The organism is Sphingomonas echinoides ATCC 14820, assembly GCF_000241465.1.
Lineage (GTDB): Bacteria > Pseudomonadota > Alphaproteobacteria > Sphingomonadales > Sphingomonadaceae > Sphingomonas > Sphingomonas echinoides.
In genome coordinates, this window is sequence record NZ_JH584235.1 from 2,780,529 (window position 1) to 2,798,487 (window position 17,959).

General features: G+C 63.3%; 13 protein-coding genes and 1 other annotated feature. Of the genes, 8 read left to right on the forward strand and 5 right to left on the reverse strand.

Translation table 11 applies throughout. From position 1 onward, the window contains the following. Positions 1-391: 391 nt before the first annotated feature. Positions 392-1,620 (forward strand): IS3 family transposase gene (locus ON00_RS13085; RefSeq protein WP_086010571.1). Its coding sequence is split into 2 segments (ribosomal slippage): positions 392-680 and positions 680-1,620, totalling 1,230 coding nucleotides; the frame shifts between segments, so codons are not numbered across the junction. Beyond that, positions 673-789 (forward strand) — a sequence feature (AL1L pseudoknot). (Overlaps the previous gene by 117 nt.) Before the next feature lie 258 nt (positions 1,621-1,878). Here the strand turns inward: ON00_RS13085 and ON00_RS13090 are convergent. Together ON00_RS13090 and ON00_RS13095 are read right to left on the reverse strand one after the other, a co-directional pair. Continuing rightward, entirely contained in the window at positions 1,879-2,814 is a 936-nt protein-coding gene (locus ON00_RS13090; protein ID WP_010406436.1) for a purple acid phosphatase family protein, read from the reverse strand. A gap of 23 nt (positions 2,815-2,837) precedes the next feature. Further along, positions 2,838-5,411 (reverse strand): TonB-dependent receptor, encoded by a 2,574-nt coding sequence (locus ON00_RS13095; protein ID WP_029622839.1) that lies wholly within the window; start codon positions 5,409-5,411, stop codon positions 2,838-2,840. 813 nt (positions 5,412-6,224) lie between these two features. Here ON00_RS13095 and ON00_RS13100 point away from each other — a divergent pair. Then, positions 6,225-7,754 (forward strand): tryptophan halogenase family protein, encoded by a 1,530-nt coding sequence (locus ON00_RS13100; RefSeq protein WP_010406443.1) that lies wholly within the window; start codon positions 6,225-6,227, stop codon positions 7,752-7,754. Positions 7,755-7,799: 45 nt separating this feature from the next. On the opposite strand, the gene ON00_RS13105 is transcribed toward ON00_RS13100, so the two are convergent. Beyond that, complete coding sequence (locus ON00_RS13105; protein WP_010406445.1) at positions 7,800-9,164, reverse strand: cation:proton antiporter; 1,365 nt, start codon at positions 9,162-9,164, stop codon at positions 7,800-7,802. A gap of 199 nt (positions 9,165-9,363) precedes the next feature. Here ON00_RS13105 and ON00_RS13110 point away from each other — a divergent pair, with 199 nt between their 5' ends. Then, on the forward strand, positions 9,364-9,603 hold the full coding sequence (locus tag ON00_RS13110; RefSeq protein WP_010406446.1) for a type II toxin-antitoxin system Phd/YefM family antitoxin: 240 nt from the start codon (positions 9,364-9,366) through the stop codon (positions 9,601-9,603). Beyond that, positions 9,603-10,100, forward strand: coding sequence for a PIN domain-containing protein (locus tag ON00_RS13115; RefSeq protein ID WP_010406448.1), 498 nt, complete (start codon positions 9,603-9,605; stop codon positions 10,098-10,100). Before ON00_RS13110 ends, ON00_RS13115 begins: the two co-directional genes overlap by 1 nt. Before the next feature lie 22 nt (positions 10,101-10,122). On the opposite strand, the gene ON00_RS13120 is transcribed toward ON00_RS13115, so the two are convergent. Both ON00_RS13120 and purD read right to left on the reverse strand, forming a co-directional pair. Continuing rightward, positions 10,123-10,701 carry a helix-hairpin-helix domain-containing protein gene (locus ON00_RS13120; RefSeq protein ID WP_029622840.1) on the reverse strand — a complete coding sequence of 193 codons (579 nt, stop codon included), beginning with the start codon at positions 10,699-10,701 and terminating at the stop codon, positions 10,123-10,125. Between the two features lie 38 nt (positions 10,702-10,739). Beyond that, positions 10,740-12,005 carry a phosphoribosylamine--glycine ligase gene (purD, locus tag ON00_RS13125; protein ID WP_010406453.1) on the reverse strand — a complete coding sequence of 422 codons (1,266 nt, stop codon included), beginning with the start codon at positions 12,003-12,005 and terminating at the stop codon, positions 10,740-10,742. On the opposite strand from purD, the gene xseA reads away from it, so the two are divergent. The 4 genes from xseA to ON00_RS13145 all read left to right on the forward strand — a co-directional run bounded on the left by xseA (position 12,005) and on the right by ON00_RS13145 (position 17,772). Then, positions 12,005-13,387 (forward strand): exodeoxyribonuclease VII large subunit, encoded by a 1,383-nt coding sequence (gene xseA / locus ON00_RS13130; protein ID WP_029622841.1) that lies wholly within the window; start codon positions 12,005-12,007, stop codon positions 13,385-13,387. The genes purD and xseA overlap by 1 nt on opposite strands. A 30-nt stretch (positions 13,388-13,417) precedes the next feature. After that, positions 13,418-13,618 (forward strand): DUF2093 domain-containing protein, encoded by a 201-nt coding sequence (locus ON00_RS13135; RefSeq protein ID WP_010406456.1) that lies wholly within the window; start codon positions 13,418-13,420, stop codon positions 13,616-13,618. Then, positions 13,615-14,553 carry a M23 family metallopeptidase gene (locus ON00_RS13140; protein WP_245535575.1) on the forward strand — a complete coding sequence of 313 codons (939 nt, stop codon included), beginning with the start codon at positions 13,615-13,617 and terminating at the stop codon, positions 14,551-14,553. The genes ON00_RS13135 and ON00_RS13140 overlap by 4 nt, the downstream gene beginning before the upstream one ends. A gap of 192 nt (positions 14,554-14,745) precedes the next feature. Continuing rightward, the gene (locus ON00_RS13145; RefSeq protein ID WP_010406458.1) at positions 14,746-17,772 is read left to right on the forward strand and encodes a TonB-dependent receptor plug domain-containing protein; all 3,027 of its coding nucleotides are present in this window, start codon (positions 14,746-14,748) and stop codon (positions 17,770-17,772) included. Positions 17,773-17,959 lie beyond the last annotated feature (187 nt).

Below are 17,959 nucleotides of genomic sequence, written 5' to 3' on the forward strand. Positions count from 1 at the left end.
ACAATTGCGATATCCCCGACGTGAAAACGCCGGGGTTTTTTGCGTTCTCGGCAGTCGCAATCGCGAGGATCCCGGCCAGATCGCCCTGCACGTCGATCGCCAGCCCCGTGTCGTCCGGCGTCAGTACGATCGCCGAGATCAGCGATCGCAGAATTTCCGTTGCCTTCATGCGTTCGATCTCTGGTCCCCGCTCGAGCAACCCGTGCAGCGATGCAACCTGGCGGCGATAGTAACCGGCCATTTCAGGATGAAGCAGGGCCGGGGGCTCATTGGCCTCTGCTAGAAAGTCTTTCAGCGATTTCTGACGCGCATCTAGGCCGTGAACCTATAAATGGGATTGAACCGCGCCGGGTTTGCCGGAGGCTCCAACTCCTGAGAAGGTGGAGTCTGTATGAGCAAGACGACGAACAAGTTTGCGCCGGAAGTTCGCGAACGCGCGGTACGGATGGTTTTCGAGCACGAGCGGGATCATCCCTCGCGATGGGCAGCGGTGGTGTCGATCGCGGAGAAGATCGGCTGCGTTCCGCAGACGCTGCATGAGTGGGTGAAGAAGGCTGAGGTCAACAGCGGCAAGCGTGCCGGTGTCCCGACCGAGGTTGCCGACAAGATGAAGGCGCTCGAGCGCGAGGTCCGTGAGCTGCGACAGGCCAACGAGATTCTGCTTAAGGCGTCCGCATATTTTGCCCAGGCGGAGCTCGACCGCCCGTTCCGGTGATGATCGCGTTTATCGATGATCACCGCGATGCCTATGGGGTCGAGCCGATCTGCCGCGTTCTGCCGATCGCCCCATCGACGTATTTCGAACGCGCCGCGCAGCGGCGGGATCCGACACGCCTGTCGGCGCGGGCGCAGCAGGATGTCGCCCTGAAGCCAGAGGTTGCACGCGTATTCGCCGAGAACTTCGCCGTCTACGGCGTGCGCAAGGTCTGGCGGCAGATTATGCGGGAAGGCTTTCCGGTTGCCCGCTGTACGGTCGCTCGGCTGATGCGCGAGATGGGCTTGGCAGGGGTGATCCGGGGCAAGCCGGTGCGCACCACCGTCAGCGACAAAGCGGCGCCGTGTCCGCTCGATCACGTCAATCGAAGATTCTACGCGCCAGCACCGAACATGCTGTGGATGTCGGACTTCACCTATGTCGCGACCTGGGCCGGGTTCGTCTACGTCGCCTTTGTCATCGATACCTACGCCAGGCGGATCGTCGGCTGGCGCGCCAGCAGGACGGCGCATGCCGGCTTCGTCCTCGACGCCCTGGAACAGGCGCTTCACGGTCGACGGCTGGCCCATCGGGGCGGCCTCATCCATCATAGCGACCGCGGGTCGCAATATTTGTCCATCAAGTACACCGAGCGCCTCGCCGAAGCCGGGATCGAGCCGTCAGTCGGCAGCATCGGCGACAGCTACGACAACGCTTTGGCCGAGACCATCAACGGCCTTTACAAGGCCGAGGTGATCTACAGGCGCGGGCCGTGGCGTACCTTCGAAGCCGTCGAGTACGCCACGCTCGAATGGGTGGACTGGTTCAACCATCGTCGGCTGCTCGAGCCCATCGGCAACATCCCGCCTGCCGAAGCCGAAGAACAATATTATGCTGCCGCAGACAACATCGATATGGCAGCGTGACTCACAACCCAATGCCTCCGGCAGACCCGGCGCGGTTCAGTTCGACGCTGTGCTGATGGTTTCGAAGTGTCCAACTTCGAGCGGCAGGCGCAGATAGCGTAACCTTGTGTCCATCGAACCAGCCGCAGCTCAGGCCACTCTTTCTGAGGGTAAGAGCGCGGAGGCAGAAGCTTGCTACCTCCATCGAAAATCACGAAGGCGTGGTGGTCGAACGCTCAGAAGCCCGCCTCACGCCCGGTGTGTTCGCCCCGAGACGTTTCAGGCGCGCAGGATGGACTGATAGAGCACTGTGCCCCCGAAATCGCGGAACTCGAAGGACAGTGCATTCTCGCCAACGCTGACGGCGGCGAAACCCGATCGCGCCTGACAAAACTTTGTGCCCGCCACCGCCGATACCGGGCGCACCTCGGATCCCGCACCGCAGCCAACATAATGCAGCCCGTCCCGCTCAATATGCTGCAGGTCGTGATCATGACCGAACAGATAGGCCGCCACGCCGCGCCGTTTCAGGATCGGCATCACCATCTCGACCATCTCGCGGGTCTCGCCATGTCCGCTGCCGCCGGAGCGGATCGTGTGGTGCCCCGCGACTACTTTCCAGCGTGCAGTCGACGCCGCAAGCCCCTGGTCAAGCCAGGCCAGTTGCGCCGCCACGTCCTGCGATGCAACATTGTGCGCGATCACGCTTTCCACCTTGTCGCGATATTGGTGGACCGTCGGGGACGTATCGATGACGAACAGGTCGATCTGCGGCATCTCCAGCGCTGCGCCTGGTACCTTGTAATATCGGCGCGGCATGCGCCAGCGCTTGCTGGTGGCAGCGTAATCGACCTGAGCCTGCGGGTTGCCGCGATAATCGTGATTGCCGAGCGCAACGTACCACGGCACCTGTAGCGCCGGATCGGTGTAAACCTTCTCGAACGAACTCTGCCACTGCGGATCGTCGGCCGACTGGACGCCGTTTTCGTAAAAATTGTCGCCGACAGACACCACGAAGCGGCTACCCAAGGTGGTGGCGGTCTTGCCCATCTGTACTGCAACGTCGCGCTGGTGCTGGGCACCATCCCGACCCCAATCGCCGACCACCAGGAAACTTCCCGGGCGCGTTTTGGCGGTCAGCGGCACTATGGGAAGCGCTGCCGCCGCAGCCATCCCGGCCATCGCGGTGCGGCGGTCGATTGCGAATTCGGTCATGGCACACTCCTCATTCGTCACGGTCAAAGCTTGAACTTGACGCCGCCTTCATAGGTTTCATCGTAGAATTCGCGTTGGATCGGACGGCTGGAGTCCCGCTCATAAATACGCAATGGCGCGTTGGTCAGATTCTTTACGTTAAAATACAGTCGGATACCTTTGAGGATCTCCAGCGAGCTGGTCAGGTCTAACGTCGTGCGCGGGCTCTGGAACACGTCACCCGCGGCGGTGTCGCCAATACCGAACAGGTTTGAGCCGACATATTGCGCGGCGAGCCGCACTTGCACGCCGTGCGCCTCGTAATAGGCGGCCACGTTCCATGTCCACTTGGATGTGGCCGGTAGCGGGCGTTTCTCCCCGGTCCGTAGCTCGATCTGGCTGTCGACATAGGTGACGTTCGCACCAACACCGAAGCCGTCGAATGGCGTGGGCAGAAAGGCGAAGCGCTGGTCGTAGGCCGCCTCAATACCGCGCGCATAAGCGGAGGGTACATTCTGATAGGTCACGAACTTGACCACCGAGACACCCGGGAAGTTGACGGTGTCGGTGCCGTTCCGGGTGCGGGAGACGACATAATTGTCGAATTCCTTGTCGAAGAACCCGAGTGATAGAATGCCGCTGTGCGGCAGATAATATTCGAGCGATAGGTCGAAGCTGTTCCCGGTAGTCGGCTGCAGATCGGGGTTGCCGGTCGTCAAGATATTATTGTCCCGATCGATCGTGATCGGCTTGGCCACTTGCGAAAAACCGGGGCGACCGATGCCGGTCGAATAGGTCGATCGGACAACAAAGTGCGGCGTAAAATCATAGCGCAGCTGCACCGTGGGAAACACGTTGGTATACGTGCGATTGCGCACCCGCAGGCCAAGGTTGACGGCGTTCTGGTCAAATGCATACGAACTGTAGGTCGCTTGGGTATTCTCTACCCGGACCCCGGCCAAGGCACCGAATTTACCGAGCGTGGTCGTATACATCGCATAGCCGGCATAGATATTTTCCTCCGCCGCGAAGAAGCCGGTCAGATTGTCGGCAAAGCCGGTCGTGGTCGATTGGCCAGCGGTCGCCTGGATTGCCGCAGGGTCGACCTGCGGACCATTGGTATAGCGATTGTCATAAAAAGTGGTGATGGCGCTGCCGAGCAGGGGCAACCCCGAGGTGGGCAGCTTGAAAGATTGCGCCGCCGGCGTATCGATTTTGTCGCGCAACCGCACTTGTCCGCCAAACGTCAAGTGATCGCCATTGCCGATCCAGTTGGTGGTGAGCGTGGCGTTGATCGCTCCCGACCATTCCTTGTCGACCGCCCGTTCCTGCGCGTTGCTCAGCTTGGTTAGCTTGTAGAGCGACGGATCGTTGACATTGGTGCCATTGGTAACCGCCAGCGCCGGAAATTCGGCGTTGGTGATGTTATCATAGGTAAAGGGAACATTTTTCGGCCCGGTATAGGTGGCACCGAAGTTGCGCCCAACCTTGAACGTAGCGCGTGAATAGGCCCCGTGATAATCGAGTGTCAGATCGCCAAAAGTATCGCGCCCGCCGACCACGAACACCTGATTGCGATGTGTTTCCTCTTCGTCGGTGCTCTTTATGGTGAGCGCGGTGGTGGTCGCATAACCCGCCGGATTGGCCGGATCGACCCGCAGCGCCGAGCCGTCCAGCTTGTCATAGGTCAAGCGGTTCTTGAGTACCGACTCGGTGTAGCCGGCGATCGCGGCGCGGATATAATATTGGTGATCATCATTGGGGGTGTAAGCAAATTCCCCGCCATAGCCGAACCGTCGGCGGTTATAATTGTACCGGCGCAACTGGATATCGGACAACGCCTTGTCGATCTGCAACGCCGTGAAGGGCGTGCCCGAGGCGGCAGTCAGGCCCGAATCGTCGACATAATCGGCCTCGATATCGTCGAAACCCCGACGATCTTCACGATAAGACCCCGTCACCACGAAGGAGAAGGGCTTGCTCCCGCCCCCGAAGCGTCCGCCGACCGCGAGGTCGAGATTGAGCGGGCCACCATGATCGTGCGCGGGCTCATATCCATAACCGACCGCGCCATCGACGAACGGCTTGGTCAGTCGCGCGGCGGAACGCGGGGTCAGTTCGATCGAGCCGCCAAGCCCTTCGGCATCGTGATTTGGCAGGCCGGTCTTTGTGACGATGATGCCGTCGATCGCGCCCGTCGGGATGGTGTCGAACTCAACCGCGCGACCGCTGCCAAATACTGTGCCGCCGGGATTGGTGTTGAGCAGCACGACGCCGCCGTACGTGGCACCGTTCAGGTTTCCGTCGATGCCCCGGATGTTGACGAAGCGGCCCTCGCCGGTGTCGCTCGACAGCGAAATGCCAGGAATGCGGCTCAACGATTCGGCCGCGTTGAAATCGGGATATTTGTCGATCGCTTCGGCGGACTGGACGTTGACAATGTTGGGCGCACTCTGCTGCTTCTCCCGTGCCTTGTCCTGTGCGCGCGGCGCGGTGACGACGATGTCCTGCTGAGCAGATGCCGCGTCGGAGCTTTTGGCGCGCTCTGCGGCCAGCGCGCCCGACGTCGCAGAGCAAGCGAGCATCGTCGAGACAAGCGCCATCGATCGAATTTTCATGACGAAAAGTCCCCCGGGGTTTCATTGCACTATCGTCGGTGGGCGTCCCTATTGGGTCCTGCCGCCGGGGACTGATGCTGCCGCAAGGTTACAGGTGAGCGACGCGTGATGCATTGAGGACGAAGGTTGGGAAGTTTTAATTTGAGCGATCGACGATCCGCGTACTGGCGCGACAGCGCCGCAATGTGAAAGGAGCGGGGAAACGCGACCGGTTTTTTCGGAGAATTGCAAGCTTCTGGGTCGGCGAACCCCGGTGGAGGCCAATCGGTGGATCGGGCAATCAGATACTGCGGGGCATGTCCCCCAGCATCTGATGACCAAAATGGCGGCATGAACGGCAACCCGGCGTAACTTAACTCAGCCGCAAACCTGTCCAAGAAGGCGGAACCGCCTCAGTAACCTCTGCCATCGACGCCTCCTTCAGTGGTGTTCAACACCTCCACTATTGTACATCGACGAAGTCGGGGACATCACCTCTGCTATAATCATCAGGCGGTAGCGCCTTCATGCGGCCGCTCGGAAAAGTGCACTATAGCTCGCTTTGTCCGCCACAAAGTTGACCACTTGCCCGCAATTGACCGGCGCTCGCCAGTTAAGATGAAAGCGGGTCACCGCAACCAACGCTATCACAACAGCCCCATCTCGAAAGAGATGGGGCTGTTGTGCGTTTGCAGCTCGGCCGGTGAAACGCCCCTCCAAATCGAAGGCTAAGTCGGTCGGCTCAGTCGGCGACGCAGGGCACTCGACCGATCCAGTCCGTCCAGCCGCCGGTTTGGTGTTCCCGCTGGCCCCGCGATGCGCTAGCGAAAGAAAATGCCCGCCAAGCGAAAGATCCTGGTCGTGGGAGGTGGCACGGCCGGGTGCCTTGCTGCGGCTTATCTCGCGCGCTTCTTCGACGGGCGGATCGAGATCACGCTGCTGGAATCGCCCGATATCGGGATCATCGGGGTCGGTGAAGGCGCGTTTCCGACGATTCGCGCGACGCTGCAATTCCTGGGCATAGACGAGGCCCGTTTCCTGCGCGAGACGTCTGGCACCTTCAAACAGGGAATCCGCTTCGACGATTGGTTGCACGCGCCGACCGCCGACGGGCGGCGGCACCGCTACCTGCATCCGTTCGAAGCGCCGTTCCAGACCGAGCGCACCAGCCTGGTACCTTATTGGCTGCTGCAGGATGCCGCGACCCGCGCGCCCTTTGCCGAAGCCGTGACGATCCAGAATCGCGTCGCCGAAAGCGGCCGCGCGCCCAAGCGGGCCGAGGAAGGCGCGTTTTCCGGGCCGCTCAACTATGCCTATCATTTCGATGCGGCAAAATTCGTCGAGATCATCGAGCAGCGCGCGGTCGAACTGGGGGTGCGGCACCTCAAAGGGTTGCTCACCGATGTCGCGCTGGCCGAGGATGGCAGCATCGCCCATATCGCCACGCGCGAGCATGGCGCGCTGCAGGCCGATCTCTATATCGATTGTTCGGGCTTTCGCGCCGAGTTGATCGGCAAGGCGCTGGGCGCGCCGTTCAAGTCGGCGCAGGATCACTTGTTCACCGACCGCGCGCTGGCCTGCAAGATCGGTTATGATCGTGCCGATGCGCCGATCGAGAGTTTCACGATCGCGACCGCACATGCGGCGGGCTGGACGTGGGACATCGCGCTGGAGGGCGCGCGCGGCATCGGGTGCGTCTATTCCTCGGCCCATATGACCGACGATCGCGCGGCGGAGGTGCTGCAGCGCTATATCGGGCACGATCGCTTTACCGCGCGCACCATTCCGTTCGAATCCGGCTATCGCACACAGCAATGGATCGGGAACTGTGTCGCGGTAGGCCTGTCGGGCGGCTTTCTGGAGCCGCTCGAATCGACCGGCGTGGTGCTGGTCGAGGCAGCGGTGGCGATGATTGCCGAACTGTTCCCCCATACCGGGCCGATCGATGCGCCCGCGCGGCGCTTCAACACGCTGATGGCGGCGCGCTATGACCGGATCATCACCTTCCTGAAGCTGCATTATTGTCTCAGCCGACGCGAGGAGCCGTTCTGGCGCGACAATGCCGCGCCGGATTCGATCCCCGAAGCGCTGCGCGATCTGCTGGACCAATGGCGGTACCGCCCGCCCAACCGTTTCGATTTCCTGATCGATGTCGAAAGCTTCGCCTATTTCAACTATCAGTACATCCTCTACGGCATGGATTTCCCGACCGATCTCGTGGCGGGTAGGGGCGATTTTCCGGACGCGGCGGCGGCGGAAACGATGTTCGCGCGCATCCGCCGCTTTGGCGAGCGCGCCGTTGCCGATTTGCCGACCAACCGTGCGTTGTTGCACGACATCAACGCCGGACGGACGCTCCGCTAAAGGCTCCAGTCGATCCGCCGCCATGCTTGGCAGCGGGATGTCGGATCAGATCGTTGCGAGTGGCGCGTCGAGTGCGCCCAGTTCGCCGCGCGCGCGCGCCTTGCGGCCATAGACCGCCTCGAACAACGGCGTCGCCATCACGGTCGTGACGATCGCCATCAGCACCAGCATCGAGAATAGCGTCGGCCCGATAATGCCCTTTTGCAGGCCGATATTGATGATGATCAACTCCATCAGCCCGCGCGAGTTCATCAACGCCCCGATGCCGAGCGCGGTGCGATTGTCCTCCCCCGACAGGCGCGCGGCGGCGTAGCAGGCACCGAATTTGGCGAGGATCGACACGATCAGGATGCCCAGCGCGATCAGCAGCAGCGCGGCGGAATTGACCATATCCAGGCGCGTGTTGAGCCCCGAATAGGTGAAGAACATCGGCAGCAGCAGCACCACCGCAAGCGGTTCCACCTTGCGCTTCAGTTCCTCGACGAAAACCCCGCGCGGCATACACACGCCCATCAGGAAGCCGCCGAAAATGGCATGAATCCCGATGGCGTCCATCAAGAAGGCGGACAGGCAGAAGAGCAGCATGGCGGTCGCCAGCATCTCGCTGCTCATCGCGCCCTCGCGTTCGACGATGCGACCGAGCGGGGCGAGCAAGCGCCGCCCGAACAGCAGCATGAAGCCGGTATAGAGGATGGCACCCCCGATCGCGAGCACCGCCACCCCGGCCCCCGCGCCAAAGGTCGCCAGCACGATCGCCAACACGCACCACGATGCGGCATCGTCGAACGCGCCGGCCGTCAGCGACAGCGTTCCCAGCGCCGAATTGGCCAGCCCGCGCTCATTGATGATCCGCGCCAGCATCGGAAACGCGGTCAGCGCGATGCACGCGCCCATGAACAGCGTTGCGCTCGCCCGGTCGATGCCGGGCGAGAACAGGCCGGGCACGGTCAACAGGAACGGCGTGATCAGCACCGCGAACAGGAACGGTGCCGCAATCCCCGCCGCCGACACCATCGCCGCGCTGCGCGCCTTGGATTTGAAATGGTCGAGGTTGAGCGTCAGCCCGACGATGAACATGTACAGGCCAACACCCAGTTGCGCGCCGACATACAGCACGTTGCGCGTTTCCTTGGGGAAGATGGCGAGTTGCAGATCGGGCAGCAGCAATCCGAACAGCGACGGTCCGAGCAGGACACCCGCGATCATTTCGCCGACGACCTGTGGCTGACGCAGCAGCTTTTTGCCCAGCCATCCGACCACACGACAGGTGAGGATAATGACGGCAAGCTGCAGAAAGAAGTGAATGCTGAAGTCGCCGGGGACATAGCTTTTCGCGGCATTCACCGCCGGACCGTGCGGACCTAACACCCCGGTCAGCGCGTGCCACGCGCTGGTCAACAGTTCAAACATGCACCCTCCCCAATCGTCTCGCGCAGCTGCGTCCCCGCCATCGCGATCGTTAGAAAAGCGCCATTATTCCGAGGTGTGCAACACCATTGGTAGTAGCGAGCGCGCTTTTTCGTTGGCGGCGCGTCCGGTGTTGCGCAGGCTCAACATTGTAGTAACATCGCTACATGATAGCGCAATCCAAATAGCAACATAGGCACATATGAAAGTCATTGGCAGCCGCGAGTTCAACCAGGATGTCAGTGCCGCCAAGCGGCTGGCACGCGCGGAACCGGTGTTTATCACCGACCGCGGACGGCCGACGCATGTGCTGATGAGCATTCAGGCCTATCGTCAGATGAGCGGGCAGCGCGATACGATTGTCGATTTGCTTGCTATCCCCGGTGGACCTGAGGGCGATCTGCCACCGCCGGAACCCTGGGTCATGCGAGAGCGGCCATAATGTTCCTGCTGGATACAGCGATCGTGTTCGATCTTCGCCGTGCGCGAAGCCCGGACGCAGAGCAGGGCCTTGTGCTGTGGGCTGGCGGGGTTGCGCGTGAGCGCTTGTTCCTATCCGCGCTCAGCGTGCTCGAACTGGACGCGGCAGCGACGCAGGCGGTGCGACGCGACAAGGCGGCGGGCGCTGCGCTGCGCAGTTGGATCGACGAGCGCGTGATCCCGGCGTTTGATGGTAACATCCTGCCGCTCGACACTGCGGTTGCGCGGCGTCGCGCTCAGGTCGCGTTGGCCGATATGCGCGACGCCGTGCTGGCGGCGACCGCGCTGGAACATGGGCTGACACTGGTGACCCGCACGCCCGCCAAGTTCAAGGGGGCGCGAGTCAAACTGTTCGATCCGACCGGCTATCGGCTGGACGAGGTGGCGGACGATGCCGATTGGCGCACGGCGGGGCGCGACGGCGCGGTGTGGCTACGGAATTTGTTCGTGCGATCGTGAGCGCCGGGCGGTGCGCTCCGGCTCAGCCGCCCAATTTCCCGAAGGCCGCCTCATAGCCTGCGCGGTCGTCGGCGCTGAGCAGTTTGGCCTGCTCGACCCAGCGGTCGCGCGTCATCCGTCCCTTGAAGCTGCCGAGCTTTGCGTCGAGCTCGGCGGCGTCGGCTGGGCTGAGCGCCGCAATCTGCTCGATGCGGGTGATGCCGTGCTCGCCAAGCGTGGCCGCCAGTTTCGGACCGAGCCCCTTGATCTGGGTGAGGTTGGTGGCAACCGGTGGGGCTGCGGAGCCTGGCTCAGGTGCTGGCGTTGGCGTCGGTACGGGCACCGGCGGCGCGACGTCCTCGGGCTGCGACCGGAGATCCGCCAGCGGCGTTTCGTCCATGCCTTGCACAGTGGCGGGTGTGGTTGCGCCATGTTCCTCGGCAATTGCGAAATCCTCGTCGACTTGGCTTTCCGCCTCTGCCCGGCGGCGGCGCAGCACTGTTCCCCACCAGATCGCCAACAGTGCCGCAATCGCCAGCGCCGCCATCAGCACGATATGCGCGGTGGTGATCGGTCCCATGATGTCAATTGCTTGGTTGGGGTTTTGCGGGCCACTAGCCATCGGGGTCTCCTGTGTCGTGGTGAGGGTAGCGGACGTGATCAGCCCGCGTCGCGCGCAATCTCGCGCCAGCCAATGTCGCGCCGGTGAAAGCCGCTGGGGAAGGCGATCGCATCGACCGCGCGGTAAGCGGCGGCCTGCGCTTCGGCAATGTCGGCCCCCAGTGCAGTGACCGCCAGCACGCGCCCGCCGCTGGCGACGATCTGCCCGTCCTGCAGCCGCGTCCCCGCCTGGAACACGGTTGCACCGGTCGCTTCTGCGTCGGCGATACCATCGATTCGCCCGCCGCTTTCGGGCGTGCCGGGATAGCCATTGGCGGCGAGCACCACCGTCAGCGCGGTCTGTGCGACCCATTTGGCGGGCCCGCGCTGCCCCAGCGTGCCATTGGCCACCGCGAGCAGCAGCTCGAGCAGATCCTCGTCGAGCCGCGCCATCAGCACCTGGCATTCGGGGTCGCCGAAGCGGGCATTATATTCGATCAGCTTGGGGCCATCGGCGGTCAGCATCAGCCCCGCATAGAGCACCCCCGAAAACGGCGTGCCGGCCTCCGCCAGCGCCGCCACGGTCGGGCGGACGATCTCGTCGATCGCGCGCTGTTCGAGCTTAGGCGTCAGCACACGCGCCGGGCTGTACGCGCCCATGCCGCCGGTATTGGGGCCGGTGTCGCCCTCGCCGACGCGCTTGTGGTCCTGCGCTGAGCCGAAGGAGAGAATATCGGTGCCGTCGGTCAGCACGAACAGGCTGGCTTCCTCGCCCTCGAGAAACTCCTCGATCACCGCTTCCCCGCCGCGCGCGCCGAACAGATCGGCCAGCGCGCCTTCCGCCTCCTCGCGCGTGGTCGCCACGGTCACGCCCTTGCCGGCGGCGAGGCCATCGGCCTTGACCACCACCGGCACGCCGAAGCGATCGAGCGCAAAGCGCGCCTCGGCGCGGCTCGTCGCATGGACATAGCCCGCGGTCGGGATGTCAGCGCGGTCGCACAGCGCCTTGGTAAAGGCCTTCGATCCTTCCAGTTGGGCTGCGGCCTGGTTCGGCCCGAACACCGCGATCCCGGCGGCGCGGAGACTATCGCCGAGCCCGTCGACCAGCGGCGCCTCGGGGCCGATCACCACCAGTTCGACCGCATGCTCTCGCGCAAAGGCGATGACGGCTTCATGATCGGTCACGTCCAGCCCTGCGATTTCGGCATGCGCTGCAATGCCCGGATTGCCGGGTGCGGCGAACAGTGTACCGAGGCGCGGTGATTGCGCGAGCTTCCATGCCAGCGCATGTTCGCGACCACCCGAGCCGATCAACAGGACATTCAATGGCGGACCCTTTTCTAGAGATTGCCCGGCGAGAGGGCGTAGGCGCGCTCCTAGACGAGCCGGTCGCAGGGGACAACGCCGCCCCGATGAGCGTGGGCGAACTCGCGGGAAAGCTCAAGCGCGTCGTCGAAAGCGAGTTCGGCTTCGTCCGGCTGCGCGGCGAGATTTCGGGCTATAAGCGCGTCGCCTCGGGCCATGCCTATCTCAGCCTCAAGGACGATAGCGCCGTGATCGATGGCGTCATCTGGAAGGGCAATGTCGCGCAATTGGGCTTCACGCCGCAGGATGGGGCCGAGGTGATCGCGACCGGCAAGGTCACCACTTATCCCGGCCGTTCCAAATATCAGATCGTGATCGATCGCATGGAGCTGGCAGGCGAGGGTGCGCTGATGGCGCTGCTCGAGAAATTGAAGGCAAAGCTGGCAGGCGAGGGGCTGTTCGCTGCGTCCGCCAAAAAGCGCCTGCCGTTCCTGCCGCGCCGGATCGGCGTGGTCACTTCGCCGACCGGCGCCGTCATCCGCGACATCCTCCACCGGCTCGAGGATCGCTGCCCGACGCATGTGCTGGTGTGGCCGGTCAAGGTGCAGGGCGTAGGGTCGGCCGAGGAAGTTGCCGCCGCCGTGCGCGGCTTCGACGCGATGTCGCCCGAGACGCGGCCCGACCTCGTCATCGTCGCGCGCGGCGGCGGCTCGATCGAGGATCTGTGGTCGTTCAACGAGGAAGTGGTGGTGCGCGCGATTGCGGCGTGCAGCATCCCGATCATCTCCGCGGTCGGCCACGAAACCGACACCACGCTCGCCGATTTCGCCGCCGATCTGCGCGCGCCGACGCCCACGGCGGCGGCCGAGATGGCGGTGCCGGTGCTCGCCGATCTGCGCCTGACGCTGGCGGGCTACGGCACCCGCACCGAGAAATGCGCGCGGCGCTATGCCGATCGCGGACGCGAGCAGCTCACCGCATTGGTGCGCGTGCTGCCGCGCCGCGACGCGCTGCTTGGGCCGCAGCGGCAGAAAGCGGATGATCTCGGCGCCCGGCTCGATCGCGGGCTGGAACGCCGCGTGGTGGTGGCGCGCGGCCAGCTCGATCGGTCGGCGGGCGCGCTGCGCCTGGCGACGCTCGACCGGCAATTGGAGCGCGCGCGCGATCGGCTGGCGGCGACGTGGCGGCTGGTCGAATCGCTTGGCCCCAATGCCATTCTCGACCGCGGCTACGCCTTCGTCTCGGCGCGGCCCTCGGGCGCGGTGGTCGGCTCGGCCGACGCGGCGCGCGCCGCCACCACCGTCACGCTCCACTTTCGGGACGGTCAGGTTGACGCCAAGGTTGAGCGCGCGGGCACCAAAGCCTATGGTGCGCCCAAGCCCGAGCAGCCGACGCTGCTCTGATCCACTCCTATTTTCGAAAAGCCTGCGCTTATGCTGATGTCCAATTCCGATCGCCCGGCGCGGCTGCATTTCATGGCGAACGGTTTTCGCGTGCTGGCCCCGGGCGATCATGTCGTGTGTGCGGTGAGCGGCGCGCGGATCGCGCTCGACGATTTGCGCTATTGGAGCGTTGCGCGGCAGGAAGCCTATGCCAGCGCGCAAATCGCGACCGAGGCGATGGCATCGGAATGACGCGTCGCGGGGGGCTGGTGCGAACAGGATGGGGGGCGGTCGCGGCGATGGCCCTGGTCGCCTTGGGCAGTTGTGCGACCGCGCCCGAACGCCCGACCGTTCAACCGGTCAGCACCCCGCCGGTCGCGCGCCGGGCCACCCCGCAGCCGCAGCGCGAACCGCAGCGGATCAGCTTCAGCTATTCGGGCAACTTGATCCAGGGCGGGCTGGTGATCGGTATTGCGCCATCCAACACCAGTCTGCTGTCCTTCAACGGCGAAACCATCCCGGTCGCGCCTGACGGGCGTTTCCTGATCGCCTTTGATCGCGACGCCAAGCCCACCGCCAGCCTGATCGCGACGCTCGATGACGGGCGGGTGGTGCGCGATACCCTCACCATCGCGCCGCGTGGCTGGGACATTTCGCGGCTCAATTCCTTGCCCAAGATCCCCTTGCCGCAACCCGAATTCGATCGGTTGCGCCCGGCCGAACTGGCGCAGATCAACGCCGCGCGGCGCGTTTCCTCGGACTCGCAGGGCTGGCGGCAGCCCTTTTTGTGGCCAACCACCGGCCGCATCTCCACGCTGTTCGGATCGCAGCGGATCTACAAAAATGGTGAGGCGGGATCGTATCATTCTGGTGTCGATATCGCCAAGCCGCAGGGCTCGGTCATCCTTGCGCCAGCCGATGGCGTGGTCATCCTCGCGGCGGATCACCCCTTCACGCTGGAGGGCAATCTGCTGATGATCGATCACGGCATGGGGCTCAACACCGCCTTCCTGCATTTGTCGCGAATCGACGTGCGCGTGGGGGAACGGGTGCGCCGTGGGCAGCCGGTTGCGCTGTCGGGCATGACCGGGCGCGCGACGGGTCCGCATCTGCACTGGAGCCTGAAATGGCACGATGCGAAGATCGATCCACTGCTGGTCGCAGGGCCGATGCCGCGCAGCGAATGAGCGGTTTGCGGGCCGGGCGGGGCGTGTAACGCAAGAGTGTTGCACCGCAGCGACACTTGGCGAAAGTTCCGTGTCGGCCTCTTTACAATGCTGTGGGATCGTTACAGTCTAGCTGCATTGCGGTGATCTCGGGGGTTCGCGATCGCCGACACAACGCTGCGCCATTGCGCACCATCTGGGGGTTTTTCATTGATGCAGACCACGCAAGCTCGCGCTTTTGCGCGCCTTCGTTCCAGTGCAGCGCCGGTCGCGCTGCTGATCGCGCTGTCGGCCGGTCCAGCCTTTGCGCAGACGGCGACGTTGCCTGCCCAAGCTGCGCCAACCGCCGCAGCCGCCGACGAAGATAAAGACAAAGATATCGTTGTTACCGGGTCGATTTTCCGGCGGAGCGCGGCCGAGACAGCACTGCCGATCACCGTGGTCACCGCGCAGAACATTGAGCGCGCCGGCATCACCAACATCACCGATGCAGTCCGCTCCATCTCCGCCGATGGCGCTGGCTCGATCGGCAACGGCTTCACCAGCGGCTTTTCGGCCGGCGGTGCTGCGATCTCGCTGCGCAACCTCGGCGTTTCCTCGACACTGGTGTTGATCGACGGGCTGCGTTCGACCAACTTCCCGCTCAACGACGATGGCCATAATGCTTATGTCGATCTGAACAGCATCCCGCTGGTCAATGTGCAGCAGGTCCAGGTGCTCAAGGACGGTGCCTCGTCGACCTACGGCGCGGACGCGATTGGCGGCGTGGTCAACATCATCACGCGCAAGCACGTCACCGGCATCGAAGGCGGCGTCCAGGGCGGCGCGACCGAAAAGGGCGACGGGCAGAAGTATCGCGCCCATCTGCTCGCTGGCTATGGTGATTACGACCGTCAGGGCTTCAACGTCTATGTCGGCGGCGATTACGAATTTGGCGGCCGCATCACCGCTGCATCGCGCGGCTTCCCCTTCAACACGCTCGACCTGCGGCGGATCAACGGCCAGGACAACAATCGCGCGGACGACACGCTGACCCAGGCGACCCCCAATGCGGTCGTCACCCGCGTGACCCAGACCGACCTCAACAATCCGCTTGCGGGCTCGGTCGCCAATGCGACCACGCCAGCGCTGTTCACTTCCTTGACGCCGCTCGCAAATTGTCCGTTCGGCACGTTCTCGGAGAACACGAGTTCGCGCGTCGGTACAGCCTGCGCACACGATATCACCAATGAATATGCCCAGATCCTACCGCGGCAGGAGCGGATGGACGCCGTTGCGCGCCTGAGCCTCCGTATCAGCGACAACATCGAGGGATATCTCGCGGGGAGCTATGCGCGCGACCGTGTCGACATCATCAACCCGCCGCGTGCGATCCGCCAAACCCAGGCGTTCGGCGGCCAGCCTTCGACCGCAACGAGCAACCCGGGTATCGTCCTTCCCGTCTACATCTGCTCGTCGGGCATCAACTGCTCGACCGCTGCCGACCGGCAGTTGAACCCGAACAACCCCTATGCCGCCGCTTATGCTGCTAATCCCGCCGCAGGTGCGGCGCGCATCTACTATCTGTTCGGCGACGTCGACTCCGGCAGCAAGCGCATCAACGAAGTGTATCGCGTTTCCGGCGGCCTGAGCGGCCATTTCGGCGATAGCTGGGACTGGAGCGTTCAGGCGGCCTATTCGCAGGACAATCTGCGTTACACCGTTTACGGTTGGGCGAATGAAGCTGCGCTGATCAAGGCGATCAACACGGGCTCTTACAATTTCGTCAATCCGAGCCTGAACTCGCAGGCGGTGCGGGATGCGGTTCTGCCGCCGATCACTGCGCTGTCGAAGTCCAGCGAAGCGACCGTCGATGCGTCGCTCAGCCGCACCTTGTTCACCTTGCCGGGCGGCGATTCGAAGCTGGCCGTTGGTGGACAGTTCCGCCGCGAAACGCTCACCAATAACAGCCTCAACCCGAACCTCGACGTGCCCGGTCTCTCGACCGCGCAGGCTTATGGCAAACGCTCGGTCTGGGCTGGCTTCTTCGAATTTGACGTGCCCGTGCTGAGCGTGCTCAACGTCAATCTGTCGGGTCGCTACGATCATTATTCGACCGGGATCGGTCGTTTCTCGCCAAAGGCGACGGCGAAGTTCCAGCCGATCAAGGAGATCGCGCTGCGCGGTTCCTATTCGGAAGGCTTCCGCGCACCGACCTTTGCCGAATCGGATCCTCGCAGCTCGTATTCGGGCTTCGTCGGCCAGACGCCAGACGCCGGGTTCAAGGCCGCGCATCCCAACAACGCCGCTTACACCGTGGCCTACAGCCTCGGCCGTGGCTATGTCGGTAACCCCAACATCCAGCCGGAAAAGTCGAAGAGCTTTACCGTCGGAACGGTCATCGAGCCGGTGCGCTGGCTGACGCTGACCGCCGACTATTTCAACGTGAAGAAGTCGAATCTGATCGTCACCGGTCCACAGACGTCGGATGCGATCAACGCTTATTACTCGGTTGAATCGAAGACCTTCGCCTCGGCCGCTGCCGCTGCTGCGGCGGCCTGCGCTGCGGTCGCCGCGGTGGGCACCGGTTATTCGTGCAACGTGATCGATGCGGCGGATCCGTTCTCGCTCAATGCACTGCCGCGTCTCCTGGTGCTCAACGCGCCTTATGTGAATGCGTCGTACGAGGTGATCGCCGGCCTGCAATTCGGTGCCAGCGCACGGGTTCCGATCACGTCCGGTCTGCATTTCGAGACCCGCCTCGACGTGCAGGAGACCATGAAATACGATCTCCATCCGGCCGGTGGCGCGGTGCAGCATTATGCCGGCACGGTTGGTCCGGAAGATCTGTCGTCGGGCGGTGGCACGCCGCGTTGGCGCGGCAACTGGCAGAATACGCTGATCTTGGGTCAGGTCGCGCTCACCACCACGACCTATTATGTCGGACGGATGAAGGCGGTCGCCGCCGATCAGTCGACCTCGGTTAATGGCGATACGTCGTGCGCGGCTGTTGTTTACAAGGATGCGAGCGGGGGCACCTCCTTCTGCAACATCAACAGCTTCATCTACACAGACGTAAACGTCGACTTTACCGTGAACGACAAGTTCAAGTTCTTCTTCACCGTCGGTAACGCGTTCAACGCACGCGCGCCGATCTTCGCGAACAACGCTTATACCACGCAACCGAACTATCTGACCTCGTGGCACAACGCTGGCATCGTCGGCCGTACTTTCCAGGCAGGCGCAAACTTCAAGTTCTAAAACCTGCGCTATAGCTTCGGTCTTAAGGGCGGTCTCTGTGAAGGGGCCGCCCTTTTTTGTTCAATTGCTACGCGCACGCAACGAAGTTGTTGTTTTTATGTAACAGAGTGAAATGAAAGCGTAACCGAACGTGCGCGGCTGGCTTTACAGCGTGCCTTGAGCGCTTCATCCCATGCGCATGTCTCGG

Coding starts and splice junctions, on each gene's coding strand:
- ON00_RS13140 (WP_245535575.1), top strand. CDS start 13,615: ATGACGCGTCGCGGGGGGCTGGTGCGAACAGGATGGGGGGCGGTCGCG.
- ON00_RS13115 (WP_010406448.1), top strand. CDS start 9,603: ATGTTCCTGCTGGATACAGCGATCGTGTTCGATCTTCGCCGTGCGCGA.
- ON00_RS13090 (WP_010406436.1), bottom strand. CDS start 2,814: ATGACCGAATTCGCAATCGACCGCCGCACCGCGATGGCCGGGATGGCT.
- ON00_RS13110 (WP_010406446.1), top strand. CDS start 9,364: ATGAAAGTCATTGGCAGCCGCGAGTTCAACCAGGATGTCAGTGCCGCC.
- xseA (WP_029622841.1), top strand. CDS start 12,005: ATGGCGGACCCTTTTCTAGAGATTGCCCGGCGAGAGGGCGTAGGCGCG.
- ON00_RS13105 (WP_010406445.1), bottom strand. CDS start 9,164: ATGTTTGAACTGTTGACCAGCGCGTGGCACGCGCTGACCGGGGTGTTA.
- ON00_RS13095 (WP_029622839.1), bottom strand. CDS start 5,411: ATGAAAATTCGATCGATGGCGCTTGTCTCGACGATGCTCGCTTGCTCT.
- ON00_RS13120 (WP_029622840.1), bottom strand. CDS start 10,701: ATGGCTAGTGGCCCGCAAAACCCCAACCAAGCAATTGACATCATGGGA.
- ON00_RS13145 (WP_010406458.1), top strand. CDS start 14,746: ATGCAGACCACGCAAGCTCGCGCTTTTGCGCGCCTTCGTTCCAGTGCA.
- ON00_RS13100 (WP_010406443.1), top strand. CDS start 6,225: ATGCCCGCCAAGCGAAAGATCCTGGTCGTGGGAGGTGGCACGGCCGGG.
- ON00_RS13135 (WP_010406456.1), top strand. CDS start 13,418: ATGCTGATGTCCAATTCCGATCGCCCGGCGCGGCTGCATTTCATGGCG.